Genomic DNA, 23,181 nt, shown 5'->3' with positions numbered 1-23,181 from the left:
GTTACATTTGGGCTAGAAAAGAATAAAGATTTTTGCAAAATAAAAAAGCGAAATATATTCATTATATATCTCGCTTTCTGATGTGCACTTGAAGGGAGTCGAACCCCTAACCTCCTGATCCGTAGTCAGGTGCTCTATCCAATTAAGCTACAAGTGCGTTCCGAATTGGAATGCAAAGATATGAACGATTGTTAAAATTCCAAAAATATTTAAATAAAAATAGCTTAAAAATTTTGTGCTCTTTGTTAAATAATTGATTATGTGGGTAAAAAAGAAGTGATTTTTTGATGGGATGTATTTCAGTGAATATTTGTACATCTTGGTACAAGATATGTGGTAAAATGCATGCATTGGTAAAACTTATTTTTAGCTTTGAAGTTTATAAAGAACATGAATTATCAGTTTTCCGTACAACGAAAAAAAATACGAGTGGGGGATATCAGCGTCTCTTATTTGCTGAAAGAGTCTGCCCGTCCAACGAAGACCGTCATTTTTATCCATGGCTTTCCCTTTAATAAAAATATGTGGATATATCAGTTAGAAGCACTACCGGAAGACATTCGAGGTATTGCTATGGATGTGCGTGGCCATGGGAGGAGTACAAGTGGACATGGTTACTTCAGTGTGGATGTTTTTGCACAGGATTTAATCGCGTTTGTAGAGAGATTGGGATTGGATAAAGTGGTGTTGTGTGGAATTTCTATGGGAGGTTATATCGCTTTACGGGCTTATCAATTAGCTCCTTCAGTCTTCCATGGAATGGTGCTGGCCGATACGAACTCGCAAGCGGATTCAAATGAGGCTAAAATTAAACGCTTCGATACCATACAGTCGGTACTAAAATATGGTAGACGAACTTTTGCTATAGGTTTTGTAAGGAATGTTTTTTCGGAGACGAGCTTGCAGACAAGGACGGAAGAGGTCGACTTGATTCGTAGTAGCATCAGAAGGAATGATATCCGTAGTATATGTGCAACTCTTTTGGCTTTGGCTTCAAGAACGGATACAACAGAAAGTCTGCATACCATCCCTTTTCCTTGTTTGATCATTAGGGGAAGTGAAGATAAGTTGATGACCCGAGAGCAAGCCCAAGTATTGAAAGAGCATATTAAATATGCAGAATTAGTGGAGATTGAGCACTGTGGGCATCTGCCTAATTTAGAAGCCCCTGAAATTTTTAATCAGATCTTGGAGCAATATCTTGCCAAACTTGTTTAGTTGTGGGTATTGTGCTTTGTGGGAGGTTGTTCGCTGAATTCTTTCTTTTTGGCAGGGCTTTTTAAATTGGCCGGCTCTTTTTTGTATTGCGTGTCTTTCTTTTTTTTAACGACTTTATTATCCTCCGGTGTAGATTGCTCGGAGTCGTGGGGTTCAAACTTGTTTTTGCTTTGCCTGTTCATGGTGTAACGATTTGTTTGTAGAATGTTTACGTTGATTTAACACAAAAACACATTTTTTGTTTTAACTGCACAGTTAGGTAAAGTAAATTTGCCTATTCCTAATATATCAAACGAATGAGGGTAGCTATTAATGGTTTTGGTCGTATCGGCCGAAACACTTTACGAAATATAATACGAAGAAATGATGCGATTGAAATAGTTGCCATTAATGACTTGGCTGATGTAGCGACGCTTGCACATTTATTTAGATATGATTCGGTACATGGTCCGTTCGAAGGGCAAGTCGCTATCAGTGGTGATGATTTGGTTGTAAATGGAAAATCCATTCGGATTGTTAACGTCCGTTCTCCACAGGATTTACCTTGGGATACGCTCGACATTGATGTGGTGGTAGAAAGTACCGGAAAGTTTACGGCTAAGAACCTGGCAGCGGAACATTTGAAGGCGGGCGCGAAAAAGGTTTTGATTTCGGCTCCCTCTCCTGATAAGGAAGTGCCAACAATCGTATTAGGAGTAAATGATGAAACGGTCGATTGGAGTAGTCCCATTTTGTCTAATGCTTCCTGTACCACAAATAATGTAGCTCCACTCATTAAAGTATTGGATGCACATTGGAAGGTTATAGATGGTTATATAACGACCGTCCATTCCATGACCGGTGATCAGAATCTGCACGACGCGCCACATAAAGATTTGAGACGAGCGCGAGCTGCTTCTTCATCCATTATACCGACCACAACAGGGGCTGCGAAGGCAGTAACGAATGTTTTTCCTCATTTGGATGGAAAATTAGGTGGTGCAGGCATCCGTGTACCTGTATTGAATGGTTCGCTAACTGATTTTACCTGCATATTGGAGAGAAAGCCGTCGGTATCGGAAATTAACAATGCGTTTGCTAAAGCAGCTGAAAACGATCTGAAAGGAATTTTACAGTATACGGAAGATCCCATCGTTTCGATCGATATTGTCAACTCACCTTTTTCCTGTATTTTCGATGCCCAACTAACGTCAGTTGTAGGGGGACTGGTAAAGGTTGTGGGCTGGTATGATAATGAATTTGGGTATTCTAATCGCTTAGTAGATCTATTGCTTAAGTTAAAAGCTAATCAGGCTTTTTAGTTATCGATTTGATGTTTAGGGAATAGGACTTCGGAGCGTGATGTGTTTAAGTCTATGTTAATTCACGCTTTCCGCGGTATTGCTTTATTGCAGAAGCAAGCATTTTTCTATATGTTTGCTGCAACAGTGCAAGCTGCAAGGTTAATGAACAGGGGGCTTTCGAGCTTTTGCGAGACGGAAGTAACCCGTAATGGCATACTGAGCAGCAGGTTCTTTTTTACTGACTTAGCAACGCGAACAACATATTATTAATAACTATTCAAATGAAGACAATTGAAGATTTTAACTTTTCCGGGAAGAAGGCTTTAGTGCGGGTGGATTTTAATGTGCCATTGGATGAAAATTTTAATATCACAGACGATAATCGTATAAAAGGAGCAAAACCAACAATCGAAAAGATTTTAAAGGACGGTGGAGCTGTGATTTTGATGTCGCACCTTGGACGACCAAAAGATGGGCCTACCGACAAATTTTCCTTAAAACATATTGTAAACCATCTCTCTAAAGAGCTGGGTGTTCAGGTCGCTTTTGCAAATGACTGCATTGGTCAAGAGGCGATTGATAAAGCAAAGAATCTAAAAAATGGCGAGGTATTGTTGCTAGAGAATTTGCGCTTCTATAAAGAAGAGGAAAAAGGTGATGAGACTTTTGCCGAAAAATTAGCGGCATTGGGTGATGTTTATGTAAATGATGCATTCGGTACTGCCCACCGGGCTCATGCATCAACAGCAGTGATTGCGAAGTTTTTCCCTCAGGCTAAATATTTCGGTTATTTGATGGCCGCAGAATTAAAAAACGCGGAAAAGGTATTGAATAATCCAGAAAGACCATTTACAGCTATTATGGGTGGTGCAAAGGTTTCTGATAAATTAGAACTGATTGATGCATTACTTTCTAAAGTGGATAATCTGATTATCGGTGGCGGAATGGCCTATACTTTTGTGAAAGCAAAAGGAGGAGAAATTGGACAATCGCTTGTTGAGTTGGATAAACTTGACTTAGCAAATAGCTTAGTGGAAAAGGCGAAAGCAAAAGGAGTCCAGTTGATTTTGCCTACAGACTCGCAGATTGCCGACAAATTTGCAAATGATGCTGCTGTCTATGATGGTCCGAACAACCAAATACCAGCCGATAAGATGGGCTTAGATATTGGGTCCGAATCAGCGAAGAAGTTTTCAGAAGTTATTAAATCGTCTAAAACTATTTTGTGGAACGGACCAATGGGTGTGTTTGAGATGGACACTTTTGCAAAAGGAACCAAAGCAGTTGCGGAAGCGGTGGTGGAAGCGACGAAGGAGGGGGCTTTTTCTTTAATAGGTGGTGGCGACTCTGCTGCGGCTGTTACAAAGTTTAATATGACAGATGATGTAAGTTACGTAAGTACCGGTGGAGGTGCCCTGCTTGAGTATATGGAAGGTAAAGAGCTGCCAGGAGTAAAAGCAGTGAACGATTAGTTTTACCTAAAGATATAAGACAGCAAAGGAGGGACACTGCCCTCCTTTGCTGTTTATTTTTACAGAAATTATTGCGTTGGTTCATTTGAATCTACCGCTGTTTGCACTTTGTGTGCGACGGTGGCCTTGTTGACTACCGATTTGACACTTTTAATACTTCTTGCCGTCTGTTCCGCTTCTCTCATGCTTTCTTCATCCGGAAAAGTGCCGGTAAATGTTGCGATGCCTTCTGACACAACAACTTGTGCTCCTGGTTCTAATACGTATTCAATTTCCTGCTGGGCACGCTGATCCTTCAATGATTTTGAGCTACATGATATTAGCCAGAAACATACTCCCATTACTATAACAGGTAGTACGAATAACCGTTTGGAGTTCATGACTGCTAAAATTTGATTCTAAATTATAATTGGCCGCTATTTGTTTTATGGATGCGGTTTTCTCTAATACAATTTTGGTTGTATAATGTTTTAAACTGTTGCTCCTCAGTTGTTTAATCTGTTATGCATTTAGGGATATTCCATCAATGTTACAATATTTTTCAGTATTTCATTCGGTTTTTTTCAGCTGATATTTTTTCTTTTTTCGTTTTGAAGGGGCTGATGGTCGAAGGTAAAAAAGGACTTGAAGCGCTTAAGAGACTGGTTTTTTCCAATCGTCAATTTATGGTTGGAAATTGCGAAAAAATGGCGGTGAGTGGGAGGAAGTACCTGTGGAAAACTTTTTTGTGGGAGAAAGTGGGAGAAAGTGGAAGATTTATCTAATTTTACATTTGATTATTTGGATAAACTGTATAGATGGCTCATTTTCTCGGAGAATTTGAATGCAAGCTAGATACCAAAGGAAGAATGGTATTACCTGCCGGCCTCAAGAAGCAAATGCCTGAGGTGGAGCGGGAAGGGCTTGTTATTAACCGGGGGTTGGAAGCTCATCTAGTGATTTATCCAAGAAAGGAGTGGGATCGTATTATGGAGGAGTTGAGTAGGCTAAATACCTTCGAGCGTAAGACTCGGGAATTTGTGAGAAAATTTATGCGCGGAGCCACTGAACTTACTTTGGATGCTGCTAACCGGGTATTAGTACCCAAGCCTTTGTTAGAATACGCGGGAATTGACGGGGAGGTGGTCTTGGCGAGTCAGTTTAACAAGATTGAAATGTGGGCCAAAGATGCTTATGACGCGCAATGGGATGATGAAGGAGATGATTTTGCTGCTTTGGCGGAGGAGGTGATGGGGAATTTAAATAAAAGACTGGATGGATAATGGTTATCATTTACCGGTCATGTTGCAAGAATGCATCGAGGCACTTGCCATAAAGCCCAATGGCGTTTATGTAGACGTCACATTTGGAGGCGGGGGGCATTCGAGTGCTATTATCCAACATTTAGGTGAGGAAGGGAGACTCATTGCTTTCGACCAAGATCCGGACGCTTTAAATAATGCCCTGCCGGATGAACGGTTTACGCTGATTCATCAAAATTTTAGGTATTTAAAGAATAATTTGCGTTTACAGGGACTTAAACAAGTTGATGGGATTTTAGCAGATTTGGGTGTGTCTTCGCATCAATTTGATGAAGCGGAAAGAGGGTTTTCCATTCGTTTTGATGCAGACTTGGATATGCGAATGGATCGAGTAGGTGAATTAGATGCAAAAGGTATTTTGAATTCGTATTCCGAAGAGGATTTGCATCGCATTTTTGGGATGTACGGAGAAGTTCAAAATGCAAAAAGCCTGGCCAAGGTAATCGTGACAAGTCGTTTGTCGAGGCCTATTAATACGGTGTCTGACTTGAAGTCCATCGTATCGAAATTGGTTCCGAGGGGAAAGGAGAATAAGTACTATGCACAACTTTTTCAGGCCCTACGTATAGAAGTAAATAAAGAATTGGAGGCCCTGCAAGAGTTTTTGGTACAGGCGCAAGCGGTTTTAAAGCCGGGAGGAAGGTTAGTCGTGATGTCGTATCATTCACTTGAAGATCGATTAGTTAAGAACTTTATGGCAAAAGGCAAATTTAAAGGGGAGGTTGAAAAGGATTTTTATGGGAATGAAATAAAGCCTTTTATGCTGGTGAGTCGAAAAGCCATTATTGCTTCGGAGGATGAAATAAGACAAAACAACCGAGCAAGAAGTGCTAAATTACGGGTGGCGGAGAAGTTAAATGGTTAAAGGTATGTTGAACAGGTACAAAAATGAAGGATTAAGTGAAGAGCAACAAGAGGCCTTGCAAAATGATGTAGAAGCGAAAGCAGATGAATCAAAGGACTTTCTGAAATCGCTGTTAACACCTAAAGGCTTTTCCGCGGCAAGGGCGGTTGCGGCGGTTCCTTTTATTGGTTATTTGGCACTTTTAGCTATTATATATATAGCCAATCGGCATTTTGCAGAAGACAGTGTACGTGAAATCGACACCTTGTCAAAAGAAGTAAAGTATTTGAGCTGGGAATATAAGTCGCTAAAGGCCGATCTCATGCTTAAGAGTACACAGAGTGAAGTGGCGAGGAAGGTTGATACGATCGGACTGAAGGCTTTGGTTGAGCCACCAAAGAAAATCGTTTTAGGGCAAGAAGATATTGTTAATAAATAAATGAATATTAGAACAGACATATTGTTGCGGGTGTACCTCTCCTTCGGGGCTATGGTTCTCTTTGCGGTGGCTGTACTATATAAAATGTTCAGCCTTCAGGTTGTACAGGGAGCGCATTGGCAGGCAATGGCAGATAGTTTGTCTACCCGCTATCAAACCATAGAAGCCACTAGAGGGAATATTTTTTCAGTAGATGGAAGTCTGCTTGCCACATCGGTACCGGAATATGATGTACGCATGGATATGATGGCGCCAGGTATTCTGGAAGACGATGTCTTTTATTCTAAAGTTGATTCATTAGCTGCGCGTTTGGCATCTTTCTTTCAGGATAAATCGGTTGAACAGTATCGACGTTTATTGCGTAAAGCCAGAAAGGATAAGAACCGTTATTTTTTGGTGAAGAGAAACGTGAGCTTTCAGGAAATGAAAGCCGTGCGTTCTTTTCCCATATTTAAATTGGGGAAATACAAAGGAGGGCTTATCGCGGAGCAAAAAAACAAAAGGATTTTGCCTTTCAAAACCTTGGCGGCCCGAACAATAGGTTATAAAAATGATAACGTGCAGCCCGTTGGTTTAGAGGGGGCCTACGCTGAGTATATGGACGGCGTTAGTGGGAGCAGGCTGGTACAACGAATTGCCGGCGGAAGCTGGATGCCTATCAACGAGGATACGGAAGTAGCTCCAACCGATGGAGCTGATATCATATCTACTATTGATATCAATATGCAAGATATTGCACAAAAGGCGCTCGAAAAACAGTTGATTGCCAGCGACGCAGATAATGGCTGTGTGATTTTAATGGAAGTAGCAACTGGGGAGGTGCGCGCTGTAGCGAATTTCACAAGGGTGGAAGAAGGTGTTTATAAGGAAAAGTTCAACTATGCCATTGCGCAAAGTTCTGAGCCCGGATCAACGTTTAAATTGGCCTCTTACATGGCGGCGATTGAAGATGGTAAGATTGATACCAGCGATATTGTAGATACGGAAGATGGAACATTTAGAGTCTATAGGCATACGATTCGGGATTCGCATAAAGGAGATGGCAAGATTTCAGTAAAGCGCGCCTTTGAAGTTTCATCTAATACCGCGGTCACCAAATTAATCTATAAATATTATAAAGATAATCCGTCTGCTTTTACAGATAGACTCTATGCAATGCATCTAAATGAGCCGCTCGGGTTACAAATACCGGGAGAAGGGCAACCTTTGATAAAAACGCCTAAAAGCAGATCGTGGAGCGGGTTAACGCTCCCTCAAATGGCTTATGGATATGAACTAAAGATAACGCCATTACAAATGCTTACGTTATACAATGCGGTCGCAAATAATGGTAAAATGATCGCCCCACTTTTTGTAAAAGAGATTCGGCGCTTAGGCAATACTGTAGAGAAGTTTGAGGCAAGAGTGATCAATGAGAAGATTGCTTCAGACCAAACGATTGCTAAAATGAGGGGAATGTTGGAAGGGGTCGTTGAAGAAGGAACCGCTAAACAGCTAAAAAATTCTCTTTTTAAGATGGCGGGTAAAACCGGAACAGCCCAAATGGCAGATGGAGCCGCCGGATATAAAACCAAAAGAAGGTATCAAGGGTCTTTTGCAGGATATTTCCCGGCAGATAACCCAAAATATTCGATGATTGTCGTTGTACAAAATCCAAGGAAGGGAGGGTACTACGCAACCACGATTGCCGCGCCTGTTTTTAAGGAAATTGCAGAAAAGGTATACGCAGGAGACAGTCGGATGTATCATGATTTTAAGAAATTGCAAATGGCTTCCGTACCAGCTGCTCCGCCGATTAAATATGGCTTTCAGAAGGATAGTCAATATGTATTCGGTGCTTTAGGGTTAAAGTCGACACAACACCTGAAACAAGATACGGCGAAAGTGTTGTTATCGGATGATCATCTACCGGAAGATAAAATCCCTGATTTGAAAGGGATGGGGCTTAAAGATGCCATGTATCTATTAGGCAATATAGGAGTAAAGACCTTTGTAAAGGGAAAAGGTAGAGTAGTTAAGCAATCTGTTAACCCCGGAGAGCTGGTAAATAAAGGTGGATTTATTACAATTGAGTTAGAATGATTTCGCTATCGAAAATATTGAATGGTGTATCTATAAAACAGGTTATAGGTAGCATGGATGTGACTGTTCATGCGGTACGTTTTGATTCCCGCCAGGTGGTAGATGGTGATCTTTTCGTTGCTGTCAGGGGAACTCTTACCGATGGTCATGTATTCATAGATAAAGCAGTTGCCCTGGGAGCTAAGATAGTGGTATGCGAGCAGCTACCTCAAGACCTTAGTGGGCACATTACCTATATACAAGTTGAGAATGCAGGCTTTGCACTAGGGTTGATAGCTGCTAACTTTTATGATAACCCATCCGCCAAATTGAAGTTAGTGGGCGTAACCGGCACGAACGGAAAAACGACGGTTGCGACGTTACTATATAAATTATTTATTGAACTCGGATTTAGAGTTGGCCTTATTTCGACTGTACAAAATAAGGTGAACGAGCGCGTCATTGAATCAACCCATACCACACCTGATCCGATAAGCTTAAATGAGCTTTTATGTGAGATGGTAAACAGTGGTTGTGATTATTGCTTCATGGAGGTTAGCTCGCATGCGGTTGCACAGCATCGAATTACAGGTTTGTCCTTTGTTGGTGGTGTTTTTACCAACTTAACGCATGACCATTTGGATTTTCACAAAACTTTTGATGCCTATCTAAAAGCGAAAAAGGCTTTTTTCGATATGCTGCCTAAGTCGGCTTTTGCCTTGGTGAATATAGATGATAAAAATGGAAGCGTCATGCTCCAGAATACCGACGCTTACAAAAAGACATACGGTTTAAAGAATATTGCCGACTTTAAAGGGAGGATTGTGGAAAGCCATTTCAATGGTATGCTAATGCAAATCGATACACGTGAAGTATGGATACGTTTAGTTGGTGCGTTCAATGCTTATAATTTGTTGGCAGTGTATAGTGTTGCCATTCTTTTGGAACAGGATACGACCCGAGTGTTAACGATTTTAAGCAGATTAACCGGAGCAGAAGGTAGATTCGATACGCTGGTTTCGGGTAACGGTGTTATTGGTATCGTGGATTATGCGCATACGCCTGACGCGGTGGAAAATGTCTTGCGAACGATTGTAGATTTGCGAAAAAATAAGGAACAAATAATAGCTGTATTAGGGTGCGGCGGAGATAGGGATAAGACGAAGCGACCCGAAATGGCGGCGGTAGCCGCAAACCTAAGTGATAAGGTGATTTTAACCTCAGATAACCCAAGAAGCGAAGATCCGCAACAGATTATTCGCGAAATGGAAGCTGGGATACCTGCCGATAAGAAAAGACATGTGTTTTCCATCACGGATCGCTATGAAGCCATCAAAGCAGCTGTTCATCTTGCACAACCAGGTGACATTGTTCTCATAGCGGGCAAGGGACATGAAAAATATCAGGAAGTTATGGGGGAAAAAAGACCTTTTGACGATAAAGCAATATTAAAGGATCTTTTTAAAGAGGTAAACGACTAATAATAAACAATATACCAAAGGGGATGCTGTATTATTTATTTACATATTTACATGATCATTTTAATTTACCTGGTGCCGGGGTATTCCAGTATATCTCCTTTCGCTTTGGTATGACCGTTATATTGTCCCTTATTATTACTACTGTTTATGGTGGTCGGCTTATCGGTCTGCTACGGAAAAAACAGGTTGGTGAAACGGTGAGAAGCTTAGGGTTGGAAGGCGAGACGCAGAAGCAAGGTACGCCTACAATGGGTGGGCTAATTATCATCGCCGGTATTCTTTTACCTACGCTGCTGTTTGCTAAGTTAGAGAACGTTTATATTATTCTAATGATCATTGCTACGGTCTGGATGGGAACCGTTGGTTTCATAGATGATTATATCAAAGTATTTAGAAAGAATAAAGAGGGACTCGCCGGAAAATTTAAGGTGGTTGGACAGGTAGGATTGGGAATTATTATTGCCTGGACAATGCATGATCATCCGTCTATTGTGACAAGACAGAAAGTGAATGGCCCAATAAAAGGTGAGAATATTGAAATGCAGCAAAACTTTGATGGTACGAAAAGCTATTACAACGTAGAAGTTAAATCTACAAAAACAAATATTCCTTTTTATAAGAATAACGAGTTTGATTATGGAAAGGTATTAAGCGTTTTTGGCGTTCCGGATGGAAAATATGCTTTTTTGTTTTTTTAGCTTTCGTCGTATTTATCATTACCGCTGTGTCAAATGGTGCTAATATTACGGACGGCATTGATGGTTTGGCAACAGGTACATCCGCTATCATAGGTGCAACATTAGCCATTTTGGCCTACGTGTCGGGTAATAGCATTTTTGCCGATTATTTAAATATCATGTATATCCCCAATTCCGGTGAGCTAGTAGTGTTTGCGGGCGCCTTTGTTGGGGCTTGTGTCGGGTTTTTATGGTATAATTCCTATCCTGCTCAAGTCTTCATGGGTGATACCGGGAGCTTGGCTATTGGTGGCGTTATCGCTGCTTTTGCCATCATGATTCGTAAAGAATTACTCATACCTGTATTATGTGGCATCTTCCTCATTGAACTTGTATCAGTCATTATGCAGGTATCGTATTTTAAATATACAAAAAAGAAATTCGGAGAAGGAAGAAGAATCTTCTTAATGTCTCCGTTACATCATCACTACCAAAAGAAGGGCTATCATGAATCGAAGATCGTTACTCGATTCTGGATTGTCGGAATCATATTAGCTGTTATTACAATTGTAACGTTAAAAGTGAGATAATAACGAGATGGAGCATAGGAGTCATCATACACGTCAAAAGAAACCACTGCTAGTAATTCTGGGAGCAGGGGAAAGTGGTTTTGGTGCAGCTGTTTTAGGAATGAAACAGAGCTTTGACGTGTTTGTGTCGGATGGAGGCGAAATCAAAGAGATATATAAGAGTCAGCTAAAACATCATCGCATTCCATTTGAAGAAAAGGGGCATTCGATCGATAAAATTCTAGTCGCTGATTTAGTCATTAAAAGCCCGGGCATACCCGAAAAAGCAGGGATTGTACAAGCCTTAAGGAAACAAAGGATTCCTGTGATAGGAGAAATCGAATTTGCGGCACGTTATACGGATGCGAAGACCGTTTGTATCACTGGCTCAAATGGCAAATCGACAACCACGATGCTTACGTACCATATCCTCCAAAAAGCGGGTATCAACGTTGGCTTAGCGGGAAATATCGGGAAAAGTTTCGCCCTACAGGTCGCTACGGAACAATATGAGGTATATGTGCTCGAAATTAGCAGCTTCATGTTGGATGATATGTACGATTTTCGAGCTGATATTGCAGTGCTGTTGAATATAACGCCCGATCATTTGGACCGCTACGATTACAAAATGGAAAACTATGTTAATTCTAAATTTAGAATTACTAGAAATCAACGCGGGAACGACATCTTTATCTATTGTAAAGATGATCCGGAAACAAATAAAGCGCTGACCGCGAAAGAAATTAACGCAACAATGTATCCTTTTAGCTTGACAGAAGAGGTGCAATATGGGGCTTATTTGAATGAAGAAAAAGAAATAGTAATAACATTACCTAACCAGGAAAGATTTATCATGTCTATTAACGATTTAGCATTACAGGGAAAACACAATGTTTACAATAATATGGCTTCTGGAATTGTTGCCAAGGTTTGGGAGTTACGGAACGAGTCGATTCGGGAGAGTATGGGCGACTTTGTGAATATTCCGCATCGTTTGGAGCATGTAACCAAAATTTCCGGGATAGAATTTATAAACGACTCAAAAGCAACGAACGTAAACTCTGTATGGTACGCATTGGAGAGCTTACCAGGGAAAATTGTATTGATTATGGGAGGGGTAGATAAGGGCAATGACTATAGTATGCTTCGTGAATTGGTGCAAAGTAAAGTGCGCGGTATTGTTTGCCTAGGTAAAGATAATCGTAATATTCATAACGCTTTCGAAGCTGATACGGATGTAATTGTGAATACCCAAACAATGAGTGAGGCCGTTCAGATTGCTTATCATATTGCACAAAAAGGGGATACGGTGTTGTTGTCACCTGCTTGCGCCAGTTTCGACCTGTTCAAAAATTATGAGGACCGGGGCGATCAGTTTAAAGCGGCTGTGCGTGAGCTTTGAATAAATTGATTTATTTTATAATAACGAATTATGGAGCGTATATTCAATAAACTGAAAGGAGACAAATGGATTTGGATAATAGTCATATTATTATCCGTTTGGTCTTTATTGGCCGTTTATAGCTCTACAGGAACTTTGGCTTATAAAGAGGGGCGAGGAACTGAAACATACTTGATCAAACATTTTACGCTTATTTTTGCGGGCCTTATCCTGATGTATTTTTCCCATCTTTTGGATTATAGGTATTATGCGGGAATCTCAAAAATTTTGATGATCATTACCATCCCGCTTCTTTTGTATACCCTATTGTTTACCGAATCAGTGAATGATGCCAACAGGTGGGTTACCATTCCGGTTATTAACCAAACGTTCCAAACATCCGACATGGCTAAATTGGCGCTTATAACCTTTTTGGCTAGGATGTTAACTCGAAAGCAGGAAAATATAAAAGACGTAAAGAGAGCATTTATGCCTATAATGGGGTCAGTTTGCATTGTTATCATTCTGATTGCTATTGCAAACATGTCTACGGCCATTATGCTCTTTGCGGTGAGTATTTTATTACTTATTATCGGACGCATCAGTATTAAGCAAATAGCTTATGTAAGCGTAGCGGGTGTTTTCTTGCTTACATTAGTTGTGCTCTTAGGCCCTCGTCGACAAACCTATATATCCCGTGTAGAAACGTTTTTAGGCAAAGGTGAACCCGATCCGGATAAGGAGTTTCAGGCTAATCAGGCCAAGATTGCAATTGCGACCGGTGGCCTGTTTGGTAAAGGCCCCGGAAATAGTACACAGCGTAATATGTTACCTCACCCTTATTCTGATTTCATTTTTGCTATAATCATAGAAGAATATGGTGCCGTAGGAGGCGTCGTTTTGGCAGCTTTATATCTAGTATTTATGTATAGATGTATACGTATCGTTACGCAGAGCCCGAAAGCCTTCGGCGCCTTATTGGCTGCGGGCTTAGGTTTTAGTTTAACGATCCAAGCCTTTGGAAATATGGCTGTGGCCGTGGGGCTTGGGCCGGTAACAGGTGTGCCTTTACCCTTGGTGAGTATGGGGGGGACGTCGATTTTGTTTACCAGTGTGGCATTCGGAATTATTTTGAGTGTAAGCCGAAATATTGAAGAACTTAAGTCAAAAGGAAAGGAAAAGGAAACTAGGGGTAAAAAGGCAAATGACAAAGTGATTGTTGGTGAAATTCCGGCAATGGCATAAACTTAAAAGGTATGGAAAGCAAGACAAAACGTGTGATTATTAGTGGAGGAGGAACAGGAGGACATATTTTCCCTGCCATCGCCATTGCTAATGCGTTGCGACGTCTGGAGCCGTCTATTGAAATTCTATTCGTTGGTGCTAATGGGAGAATGGAGATGGATAAGGTGCCTGCCGCTGGCTATAAGATTATCGGTTTGGATATCCAAGGTATCAATAGGCAGTCGCTGCTTAAAAATATACTCCTACCTTTTAAATTGTGGAAAAGTATACAGCGGGCAAGAGCTATTATCCGAAATTTCCGCCCGGATGTAGTCGTCGGTGTGGGCGGTTATGCCTCGGGACCTTTATTGCATGCTGCCGGTCGACTGAATATTCCATATCTAATACAAGAGCAAAATTCATATGCGGGCATAACAAACAAGAAATTAGGAGCGAAAGCATCAAAGATATGTGTGGCTTTTGACGGGATGGATCGCTTTTTCCCCAAAGATAAATTGCTGATTACGGGAAACCCCATTCGACGTGATGCCGTTGATATTGTAGGGAAGGAGTTTGAGGCGAAAGAATTGTTGGGCTTAGATCACGATAAGAAGACGATTTTACTAACAGGCGGCAGTTTGGGTGCTCGAACGCTAAACGAAAGTATACTGAACGGTCTGCAAAAAATGCGTAAGGCTAATTTGCAGATTATATGGCAGTGTGGAAGCTACTATTATGAAAAAATGCAAGATGTGCTCAAAGACGATGGGTTGGAGGATGTTTGTTTGAAGCCCTTTCTCCACCGCATGGACTTAGCTTATGCGGCAGCTGACGTAATCGTTGCGCGGGCGGGGGCCGGCACAATTGCTGAATTATGTGCTGTTGGAAAACCGGCAATCCTGGTGCCGTCGCCAAATGTCGCTGAAGATCACCAAACAAAAAATGCGCTGGCATTGATCAAGAAAAATGCAGCGATTATGGTGGAAGATTTGAAGGCACAGGAAACATTAATGGACGAAGTGATTGCGTTAATAAAGGATAAGGAAGAATGTAAAGTTTTATCAGCAAATATAAAAAATTTGGCAAAAGTGGATGCTGATGAAGTAATCGCGAAAGAGGTTTTAGAACTTATTAAACTTAACAAATAACGGGCACGTAAAGGTTGACAAATGGAAAATACGGTATTGACAGCGATAAAACAAGTGTTCCTGATAGGTATAGGCGGTATCGGTATGAGTGCGCTCGCCCGTTACTTCCATCATAAAGGAATGCGTGTTTATGGCTATGACAAGACCGAAACTTCTTTGACAAGGCAATTGACAAGTGAAGGAATCAATGTTTTTTATAGCGATAACATAGACCTGATTGCGCCACCGTTTGTTGAAGATCGAGAGGGCAGTTTAGTGATTTATACACCTGCTGTTCCAAAAGATTTGGATTTGGTAGCTTTTTTTCAACGGCTGGGCTATCGCTTGTATAAACGATCTGAAATCTTGGGAAAGATAAGTGAGTCGCATTTTACGATAGCTGTGGCGGGCACCCATGGAAAAACGACGACAAGTAGTATGATTGCGCATATTTTAACAAGTAGCGGGCGCCCTTGTTCTGCATTTTTGGGTGGGATTGCAGCTAATTATAATACAAATTTACTGCTTGCGGATTCTGATTTATTCGTAGTAGAGGCGGACGAATTTGACAGGTCATTCCTTACGCTGCATCCCAATATTGCGGTGGTGACGGCGACTGATCCTGATCATCTTGATATATATGGCGATTCAGAACATATGTTAGAATCTTTCCGGCTTTTTGTAAATCAAGTAGCCAAAGATGGCAAACGTATTATTAAGGAAGGTTTGCACTTGCCAACAGATATTCGTTATGCAGTTGAAAAAAGGGCGGACGTATACGCAACAAATATCCAAATAAGGAATAAATGCTTTTATTTTGATTATCTGGGTTACAATAAATCCATTTTTGATATTAAGCTAGGTATTGCTGGCAAACATAATATTGAGAACGCCGTTGCAGCAATCACCGTTGCCAAGCTGTTGGGTATTGACGACGAGGCGATTAGCGGATCACTTGCTTCCTTTAAAGGAGTTAAGCGTCGTTTCGAATACATTGTAAATCGCGAAGACCAGGTTTACGTGGACGATTATGCGCATCATCCGGAAGAGTTGAGGGCTTGTTTGTCTGCTATGAAAGAACTGTATGGTGACAAGGAAATTACCTGCGTTTTTCAGCCCCATTTATTTACACGTACACGTGATTTCGTCGACGAATTTGCGGAGGTGCTGGGCTTGGCAGACGTTTTGTTATTAATGGATATATACCCTGCCAGAGAGCAGCCTATCGAGGGAGTGAATTCAGATTGGTTATTGAGTAAAGTGCAGTTAACACATAAGTATAAGCAATCGGCATCGGATGTGTTGGCTTATATAAAAAGGGAACGGCCGCCAGTGCTGCTTACTGTTGGGGCAGGTGATATTGATCTGTTAGTAAATCCAATAAAGGAGGTTTTGACAAATGTTTAATAGCATCAAAAAGATCAATTGGCGTCGGGTGACTTATTTATTCACCTGGGTGTTAGCCTTAGCCGGTTTTTTTGTGCTGATGGGGTTTATTAATACCAAAAAGAATGAGATAGCCTGTAAAGGAGTTAAAATTATTGTTCCCGGATCGCAGGCTTTTGTTTCGCAGGAAGATGTATTCGGCATTATCGAAGAAAGCGAAGGTCCGCTGACAGGACACCTTTTGAAAAACGTGCCGATACACGAGTTAGAAAATAAGTTAGCGCAAAATCCTTTTATTCAAAGTGTAAAGGTTTTTACCGAGATGGACGGCATGGTGCATGTTAAAATTGAGCAACGGGAGGCCATCATGCGTATCATTAATAATGTTGGAAATGATTTTTATATTGATAAAGAAGGTGTCAAATTTCCCACATCTAAATTGTACGCACCGCATATCATAGTTGCAAATGGGAATGTATCAGAACGTTTTGATGGAAAAAGAGATACCGTTCGTTCCACACTCGTAAAGGATTTATGCAAGGTGGCTGATTTTTTAGGAAAGGACTCGTTATGGAACAGTCAGGTGGAGCAGCTATATGTAAATGAAGAACAAGATATCGAAATTGTGCCTAGAGTAGGAAACCAAAAGATCGTTTTGGGTAACGCTGATTCGTTGCCGAATAAATTTAACAGGTTAATGGTCTTTTATAAGCAAATTATTCCGAAGGCAGGATGGGGAACTTACAAGACCGTGAATTTAAAATTTGCAAATCAAATTGTTTGCGAGAAGGCAGATAGTATTATACAGAAGGAAAAAAATAATAAACAGCATATTAACACGCATTAGACATGGAAAAACGAACTACTAATCCGAAGGACGCTCCTATAGTTGTTGGTCTAGATATTGGTACAACAAAGATCTGCGTAACAGTAGGTCGGAGGAGCGAGCATAATAAGATAGAGGTATTGGGCATTGGTAAAGCAGAATCGCTGGGCGTGAGCCGTGGAGTAGTTGCCAATATTCAAAAAACAGTTACAAGTATTGTTAAAGCTGTCGAAGAAGCAAGTGCGCAGTCCAATGTCGATATCAAAGTTGTAAATGTTGGTATTGCTGGTCAACATATCAAAAGTCTTCAACATCGGGGTATTCTAACAAGAAAAGATGATAATGAGATTGGTAGGAAAGATATAGAGAAGCTGGTAGAGGATATGTATAAATTGGTGCTTCCTCCGGGGGAGGAGATCATCCATGTGCTACCGCAAGAGTTTACAATTGATAATGAGCCAGGTATAAAAGACCCGATTGGTATGGCCGGTCGACGTATGGAAGCTAATTTTCATATTATTTCGGGCCATGTCAGCGCGGTAAGAAATATTAAGCGTTGTGTTGAATATGCTAGTTTAGAGGCGCAAGAGCTTATTCTGGAACCGCTAGCCTCTTCCGAAGCTGTGCTTAGCCCTGAAGAGAAGGACGCAGGTGTTGTTTTAGTCGATATTGGTGGCGGAACTACGGATGTAGCGATTTTCCATGAAGGTATTATTAGACACACGGCCGTTATTCCTTTGGGAGGGAATATTGTAACCGAAGATATCAAACAAGGATGCTCGGTTCTGCGTAATCAGGCAGAATTGTTAAAAGTTAGATTCGGTTCCGCATTAGCGGAAGAAAACCGGGAAAATGAAATAATTTGTGTGCCGGGGTTGCGTGGAAGGGAACACAAAGAGATTTCGGTTAAAAATTTAGCCTATATCATTCAAGCCCGGATGGAAGAAATTATAGAGCATGTTTATTATGAAATAAAGTCATCCGGATATGAGCGTAAACTTATCGGTGGAATCGTTATTACAGGAGGAGGGGCGCAATTAAAACACCTAGTTCAATTGGTGGAATACGTGACTGGTTTGGAATGTCGTATCGGTATGCCAAATGAACATTTGTCGAAAAATGAAGTGCTGCCGAAGAACACTTATGATGAACTGAAAAGTCCACTCTATGCAACGGGTATTGGCTTGTTAATTAAGGGAATTGAGGCCGCTGAGTATAATGAGGTGGAGCACCCGGTAAAGAGCCAAGCTGTCAAAGGTATAGCGGAAGAAGGAAAGAAGACATTTGGCTTCTTAGATAAGATTATTCGCTATATCAGCGATGATAATAAAATTGAAGATACAGACTATATTAAATAGTTTTCAACACTCGGTTTTTTTTCCACATTATAAACAATTGTGGAAAACAATTGTGGAAAAAGTATTAATATTACAATGCGAAAGTTACGTAAATATTAAATCAGGATACCACTCATTTAGAGTAAATTAAGACAGTATGGGTACGCGTACTTGCAGATGAACAGGAAGAAAAGGGCGCGGCATACTTTTACAGATTTGAAAAGGAGCAGGGAATAAATACATTTCATAGAGCCTTTAAGGAACAAATTATACACGTATGAAATTTGAAATGCTTAAAGAACAATCATCTATTATAAAGGTAATAGGTGTTGGCGGAGGTGGTGGCAATGCAGTTAACCACATGTACAGACAGGGTATTAGCGGTGTGGACTTTATAATTTGCAATACCGATGCACAAGCATTAGAGTTAAGTCCTATACCTAATAAAGTACAATTAGGTGCCAGTTTAACAGAGGGGATGGGAGCTGGTTCGGATCCTGATGTAGGTGAAAATTCTGCGATTGAAAGTATCGAAGATATAAAACGCATGCTAGGGGTGAATACCAAAATGTTGTTCATCACTGCCGGTATGGGTGGCGGAACCGGAACCGGTGCAAGTCCTGTTATTGCGAAAGCGGCTAAAGAGCTAGGTATCTTAACCGTAGCAATTGTTACCACCCCTTTTGCATTCGAGGGAAAGAGGCGGAGGAGTCAAGCGGAAGAGGGGCTTGGCGAGTTGCGGAAATATGTCGACTCATATTTGGTTATATCCAATGATAGATTAAGGGAAATCTTTGGTAATCTCACGATGAGTTCAGCTTTTGCCAAAGCAGATGATATTTTAACAACGGCGGCAAAGGGTATCGCGGAAATTATCACCATTCCCGGTTATATCAATGTCGATTTCAAGGATGTTCGGACGGTGATGAATGATAGCGGCGTGGCTATTATGGGGAATGCGAAAGCTAGTGGCGATGATCGCGCGCAAAAAGCTGTGGAAGGTGCTTTGGCATCACCTCTGTTAAAGGATAGTGAAATTGAGGGTGCTCGTTATATTTTGTTGAATATTTCTTCCGGAACGCAAGAGGTTACGATGGACGAAATTTCGGTCATTACGGATTATATCCAGGAGCGAGCCGGTTTCACGGCAGAAATTATCTGGGGTAATTGTTTAGACGAGTCCTTGGATAAGGATCTGTCGGTTACTATTATTGCAACCGGTTTCCAAACTACCGAGGAGCGTAAACAGGAGGAAAGCAACCGACGGATTGCAATTCCATTAGAGGAGGAGAAAGTGCCTTTGGTAAGGCCTGTAAATCAAATTATTAACAAGCCTAAAGAAGAGGTTGTAGAAAAAGCTCCAGCTGAGCCTGTGCAGGCAAAGGTACAGCCGACGGCGATGCCGCAGGCCGATTTATTTAGCGGCTTTGGACGACCATCTGGCCAGAACCCGGTTGATAATAAGGTGGCAACACCGAAGAAAGAGGAGATTATCAGACACACGTTGGTAGAGGAAGAGCCGGTATCGGAGCAAAATAAGCCCGCTGACGAATATCAATTGAAGGTTTCCGAAAGTGAATTTCTCTTTACGAACGAAGCGAATACTAATCAACAGGTGTCTGATCCAGCGGCCACCTCAACGCCGGAATCTGTTGATTTTAATGAAGCACCAAAAGCAGAGAGCACCCCGGTAAGCAAGCAAGTTGATGAATATAAATCTGACGAAAGTATTGAGGAGCAACTTCGAAAAACAAAGGAGCGTATATTACGTCTAAAAGACTTAAGTATGAAGCTGCGTTCTACCAATGGCCTACAGGAGATAGAGAATGAGCCAGCCTATAGAAGGAAGCAGCGGTCTTTAGATCAGGTGCCTCACTCTTCTGAGTCACAGGTTTCAAGATTTACACTTTCTTCAGAAGATGGAATCACTGAAATAAGACCTAACAACTCTTTTCTTCATGACAATGTCGATTAAATTGTTATAAACGATATCAAAAAAAGGCCGGAAAGAGTGGTATACTCTTCTGGCCTTTTTGTTTAAATAAATGCATAAAAGAGAAGTTTTTATACTCATTTCGAATATGGTTCACTAGAAAGTTGATAATTCTGAGGTGAAACTTTATCTTTGTAAACAATTTAATAACCACGTATTGTGGCTTTTAGGAAATCTGAACAGTAGTGATTAACCCGTGGGTAGGCAAGTAAACGGGATACATTTCAATTCGTTTTCTACGAAAGACCTAAGTTGGATTTGTGGTTTTGAGAGGTATTAATTAAATTAAACGTATTTACTTTGGATTTATTCGATAAAATATCAAAAAATTTAGGTCCAATCGGACAACATCACAAGTGGTCTCATGGTTATTTTTCTTTTCCCAAATTGGAAGGTGAGATTGGTCCACACATGAAATTTAGAGGGAAGGATCATCTTGTTTGGAGCCTAAACAATTATCTCGGTTTGGCCAATCATCCGGAAGTGCGCGCAACAGATGCTGAAGCCGCAAAGTTATATGGTATGGCTTATCCGATGGGCGCAAGGATGATGTCCGGTAATTCAAATCAACATGAAGTGTTGGAACAAGATCTAGCCGCTTTTGTGGGAAAGGAGGATGCTTTTCTTTTGAATTATGGCTATCAGGGTATGGTGTCGATCATCGATGCCTTGGTTGATAGAAATGACGTGATTGTATATGATGCTGAGTCGCATGCTTGCATTATAGACGGCGTTCGATTGCATATGGGCAAGCGATATGTCTATCAACACAATGATGTAGAAAGTTGTAGAAAGCAATTAGAGCGTGCAACCAAAATAGTTGAACAAACAGGTGGAGCCATTCTTCTTATTACTGAAGGTGTATTTGGTATGTCGGGTGCCCAAGGCAAATTAAAGGAGATCAACGAGTTAAAGAGTGAGTTTAATTTTAGATTGTTAGTAGACGATGCCCATGGCTTCGGCACTATGGGACCAACTGGAGCTGGAACGCATGAGGCTCAGGATTGCGTAGATGGTGTAGATATTTATTTCGGCACTTTTGCCAAGTCAATGGCCGGTATTGGTGCTTTTGTGGCAGCTAATGAGGAAATTGTAACCTTCTTGCGCTATAATATGCGTTCTCAGACCTTTGCGAAATCTTTACCTATGCCTATGGTTGTGGGCCTTCAGAAGCGTTTAGAATTGTTGAAGGGGCAGCCTGTGCTTCGGGAAAAACTTTGGGAAGTAGCTTTATCCTTGCAGAAAGGCCTAAGAGATAACGGATTTGATATAGGCCATACGAATACCATGGTTACGCCTGTATTTCTGAAAGGCGACCTATCAGAAGCGACTGCATTAACGATGGACTTAAGAGAAAATTACGGTATTTTTTGTTCTATTGTTGTTTATCCGGTAATTCCGAAGGGACAAATTGAACTGCGCTTGATTCCGACGGCAATGCATACTCTTGAAGATGTGAATCGAACAATTTTCGCTTTCTCGGAAATCGCTGAGAAATTGAACAACGGTCACTATAGAGAACAACAAGTTGTGCCGGCCTAATCGCGCGACCTTGCTTTTATGATAAAAAAGCCTTCTAATCGAATATTAGGAGGCTTTCTTATTATTGTCTTAGCTTTAGCTTTATTGTTATTACTGCTTAGTTTGCTTCTGCTAGCTTTGTTTTAGCTTGTAGATCATTAACGGCCAGCGCAATTTTCCGTTTTGTTTCTTCACTTACACTTACTAAAGGTAACCGTACATAATTTTTGCATACGCCGAGCTCCTGGAGCATCTCTTTGACACCTGCAGGGTTCCCTTCAATGAAACATAAGTCATCGATGTTTAGTAGCTCATAATGAAGCTTGCGAGCTTCTTCATAGTGCCACTCATTGCAATATTTCACTAGCCGCTGAGTTTGCTTTGGGAAGGCATTCCCGACTACCGTGATTACGCCAACAGCTCCCAAAGACATCATGGGAAGGGTAAGGGCATCGTCGCCTGAAATCAATAAGAAGCTATCCGGCTTGTTTGCCATAATACGTGTAAAATGCTCAAAGTTGGCGGAGGCTTCTTTTACACCAATGATATTGTCAAAATCATTGGCTAAGCGAATAATGGTATCGACATTTATCATACTTCCCGTTCTGCCGGGTACATTATATAGTATAATAGGAAGATCCGTAGCTTGTGCGATTGCCTTATAATGCTGATAAATTCCTTCTTGAGTTGGTTTATTATAATAGGGGCTTACGGATAAAATAGCTTGATAAGCCGGATTTTTGAAGTCCTTTATTTGCGCAACCAATTCAGCGGTGTTATTTCCTCCGAAACCGGCTACCAAAGGTACGCGTCCCGCAACTTTCTCGGCAGTGAAGTCTAAAATACTTTTCTTCTCTTCTTTTGTCAATGTAGCGACTTCTCCGGTTGTACCCATACTAACCAGATAGTCCATACCTCCTTCTATTTGATACTCGATCAAATTAGCTAATCCCTCAAAGTCGATACTCCCATCACTGTTGAATGGGGTTACTAATGCCACTCCGGCACCATGTAGGCTATTCATTCCTTTTTATGTTTTGA

The 23,181-nt window shown here is 41.1% G+C and carries 19 protein-coding genes, 1 tRNA gene and 1 pseudogene; 17 read left to right on the top strand and 4 right to left on the bottom strand.

Annotated features, from left to right (window positions below; translation table 11 throughout):
• Nucleotides 1-83 precede the first annotated feature (83 nt).
• Nucleotides 84-157, bottom strand: a tRNA-Arg gene (locus QT327_RS06640).
• Nucleotides 158-390: 233 nt separating this feature from the next.
• On the opposite strand from QT327_RS06640, the gene QT327_RS06635 reads away from it, so the two are divergent.
• Nucleotides 391-1,218 (top strand): alpha/beta fold hydrolase, encoded by an 828-nt coding sequence (locus QT327_RS06635; protein WP_130858324.1) that lies wholly within the window; start codon nucleotides 391-393, stop codon nucleotides 1,216-1,218.
• Here the strand turns inward: QT327_RS06635 and QT327_RS06630 are convergent.
• On the bottom strand, nucleotides 1,215-1,400 hold the full coding sequence (locus tag QT327_RS06630) for a hypothetical protein (RefSeq protein ID WP_013663396.1): 186 nt from the start codon (nucleotides 1,398-1,400) through the stop codon (nucleotides 1,215-1,217). The two genes, QT327_RS06635 and QT327_RS06630, sit on opposite strands and share 4 nt — an antisense overlap.
• Nucleotides 1,401-1,514: 114 nt before the next feature.
• Here QT327_RS06630 and gap point away from each other — a divergent pair, with 114 nt between their 5' ends.
• Both gap and QT327_RS06620 read left to right on the top strand, forming a co-directional pair.
• Entirely contained in the window at nucleotides 1,515-2,519 is a 1,005-nt protein-coding gene (gene gap / locus QT327_RS06625; protein ID WP_130858325.1) for a type I glyceraldehyde-3-phosphate dehydrogenase, read from the top strand.
• 263 nt (nucleotides 2,520-2,782) lie between these two features.
• Complete coding sequence (locus tag QT327_RS06620) at nucleotides 2,783-3,973, top strand: phosphoglycerate kinase (RefSeq protein WP_130858326.1); 1,191 nt, start codon at nucleotides 2,783-2,785, stop codon at nucleotides 3,971-3,973.
• Between the two features lie 68 nt (nucleotides 3,974-4,041).
• Here QT327_RS06620 and QT327_RS06615 read toward each other — a convergent pair whose 3' ends face one another.
• Nucleotides 4,042-4,272, bottom strand: a complete 231-nt coding sequence (locus tag QT327_RS06615; protein WP_041386995.1) for a BON domain-containing protein — start codon at nucleotides 4,270-4,272, stop codon at nucleotides 4,042-4,044.
• Nucleotides 4,273-4,770: 498 nt separating this feature from the next.
• Between QT327_RS06615 and mraZ the strand changes: the two genes are divergently transcribed.
• From mraZ to QT327_RS06545, 14 genes and pseudogenes are all read left to right on the top strand, one after another.
• Nucleotides 4,771-5,235, top strand: coding sequence for a division/cell wall cluster transcriptional repressor MraZ (mraZ, locus tag QT327_RS06610; RefSeq protein ID WP_013663392.1), 465 nt, complete (start codon nucleotides 4,771-4,773; stop codon nucleotides 5,233-5,235).
• A complete protein-coding gene (gene rsmH, locus QT327_RS06605; RefSeq protein ID WP_013663391.1) occupies nucleotides 5,228-6,139 on the top strand; it encodes a 16S rRNA (cytosine(1402)-N(4))-methyltransferase RsmH in 912 nt (303 codons plus the stop codon). The genes mraZ and rsmH overlap by 8 nt, the downstream gene beginning before the upstream one ends.
• Before the next feature lie 4 nt (nucleotides 6,140-6,143).
• Entirely contained in the window at nucleotides 6,144-6,557 is a 414-nt protein-coding gene (locus QT327_RS06600) for an FtsL-like putative cell division protein (RefSeq protein ID WP_013663390.1), read from the top strand.
• Nucleotides 6,558-8,639: a PASTA domain-containing penicillin-binding protein gene (locus tag QT327_RS06595; RefSeq protein ID WP_013663389.1), complete on the top strand. Its 2,082-nt coding sequence runs from the start codon at nucleotides 6,558-6,560 to the stop codon at nucleotides 8,637-8,639.
• Nucleotides 8,636-10,099: a UDP-N-acetylmuramoyl-L-alanyl-D-glutamate--2,6-diaminopimelate ligase gene (locus tag QT327_RS06590; protein ID WP_149106255.1), complete on the top strand. Its 1,464-nt coding sequence runs from the start codon at nucleotides 8,636-8,638 to the stop codon at nucleotides 10,097-10,099. Before QT327_RS06595 ends, QT327_RS06590 begins: the two co-directional genes overlap by 4 nt.
• Before the next feature lie 23 nt (nucleotides 10,100-10,122).
• A pseudogene (gene mraY / locus QT327_RS06585) lies at nucleotides 10,123-11,366 on the top strand (phospho-N-acetylmuramoyl-pentapeptide-transferase).
• 7 nt (nucleotides 11,367-11,373) lie between these two features.
• Nucleotides 11,374-12,747 carry a UDP-N-acetylmuramoyl-L-alanine--D-glutamate ligase gene (gene murD, locus QT327_RS06580; RefSeq protein ID WP_289552384.1) on the top strand — a complete coding sequence of 458 codons (1,374 nt, stop codon included), beginning with the start codon at nucleotides 11,374-11,376 and terminating at the stop codon, nucleotides 12,745-12,747.
• A gap of 30 nt (nucleotides 12,748-12,777) precedes the next feature.
• Nucleotides 12,778-13,971: an FtsW/RodA/SpoVE family cell cycle protein gene (locus QT327_RS06575; RefSeq protein ID WP_130858329.1), complete on the top strand. Its 1,194-nt coding sequence runs from the start codon at nucleotides 12,778-12,780 to the stop codon at nucleotides 13,969-13,971.
• Nucleotides 13,972-13,982: 11 nt separating this feature from the next.
• Nucleotides 13,983-15,098: an undecaprenyldiphospho-muramoylpentapeptide beta-N-acetylglucosaminyltransferase gene (murG, locus tag QT327_RS06570; protein ID WP_130858330.1), complete on the top strand. Its 1,116-nt coding sequence runs from the start codon at nucleotides 13,983-13,985 to the stop codon at nucleotides 15,096-15,098.
• 21 nt (nucleotides 15,099-15,119) lie between these two features.
• Nucleotides 15,120-16,484 carry a UDP-N-acetylmuramate--L-alanine ligase gene (gene murC, locus QT327_RS06565; protein WP_130858331.1) on the top strand — a complete coding sequence of 455 codons (1,365 nt, stop codon included), beginning with the start codon at nucleotides 15,120-15,122 and terminating at the stop codon, nucleotides 16,482-16,484.
• The gene (locus tag QT327_RS06560; protein WP_130858332.1) at nucleotides 16,477-17,310 is read left to right on the top strand and encodes a cell division protein FtsQ/DivIB; all 834 of its coding nucleotides are present in this window, start codon (nucleotides 16,477-16,479) and stop codon (nucleotides 17,308-17,310) included. The genes murC and QT327_RS06560 overlap by 8 nt, the downstream gene beginning before the upstream one ends.
• Before the next feature lie 2 nt (nucleotides 17,311-17,312).
• Complete coding sequence (ftsA, locus tag QT327_RS06555; protein WP_013663381.1) at nucleotides 17,313-18,647, top strand: cell division protein FtsA; 1,335 nt, start codon at nucleotides 17,313-17,315, stop codon at nucleotides 18,645-18,647.
• 256 nt (nucleotides 18,648-18,903) lie between these two features.
• Nucleotides 18,904-20,601, top strand: coding sequence for a cell division protein FtsZ (gene ftsZ, locus QT327_RS06550; protein WP_130858333.1), 1,698 nt, complete (start codon nucleotides 18,904-18,906; stop codon nucleotides 20,599-20,601).
• Nucleotides 20,602-20,919: 318 nt separating this feature from the next.
• On the top strand, nucleotides 20,920-22,161 hold the full coding sequence (locus tag QT327_RS06545; protein WP_149106254.1) for an aminotransferase class I/II-fold pyridoxal phosphate-dependent enzyme: 1,242 nt from the start codon (nucleotides 20,920-20,922) through the stop codon (nucleotides 22,159-22,161).
• Nucleotides 22,162-22,258: 97 nt separating this feature from the next.
• Here QT327_RS06545 and dapA read toward each other — a convergent pair whose 3' ends face one another.
• Nucleotides 22,259-23,164: a 4-hydroxy-tetrahydrodipicolinate synthase gene (dapA, locus tag QT327_RS06540; protein ID WP_130858335.1), complete on the bottom strand. Its 906-nt coding sequence runs from the start codon at nucleotides 23,162-23,164 to the stop codon at nucleotides 22,259-22,261.
• Nucleotides 23,165-23,181: the final 17 nt, after the last annotated feature.

This window comes from Olivibacter sp. 47 (assembly GCF_030372825.1).
Taxonomy (GTDB): domain Bacteria; phylum Bacteroidota; class Bacteroidia; order Sphingobacteriales; family Sphingobacteriaceae; genus Olivibacter; species Olivibacter oleidegradans.
This window is presented reverse-complemented; position numbering and strand designations above follow the sequence as displayed.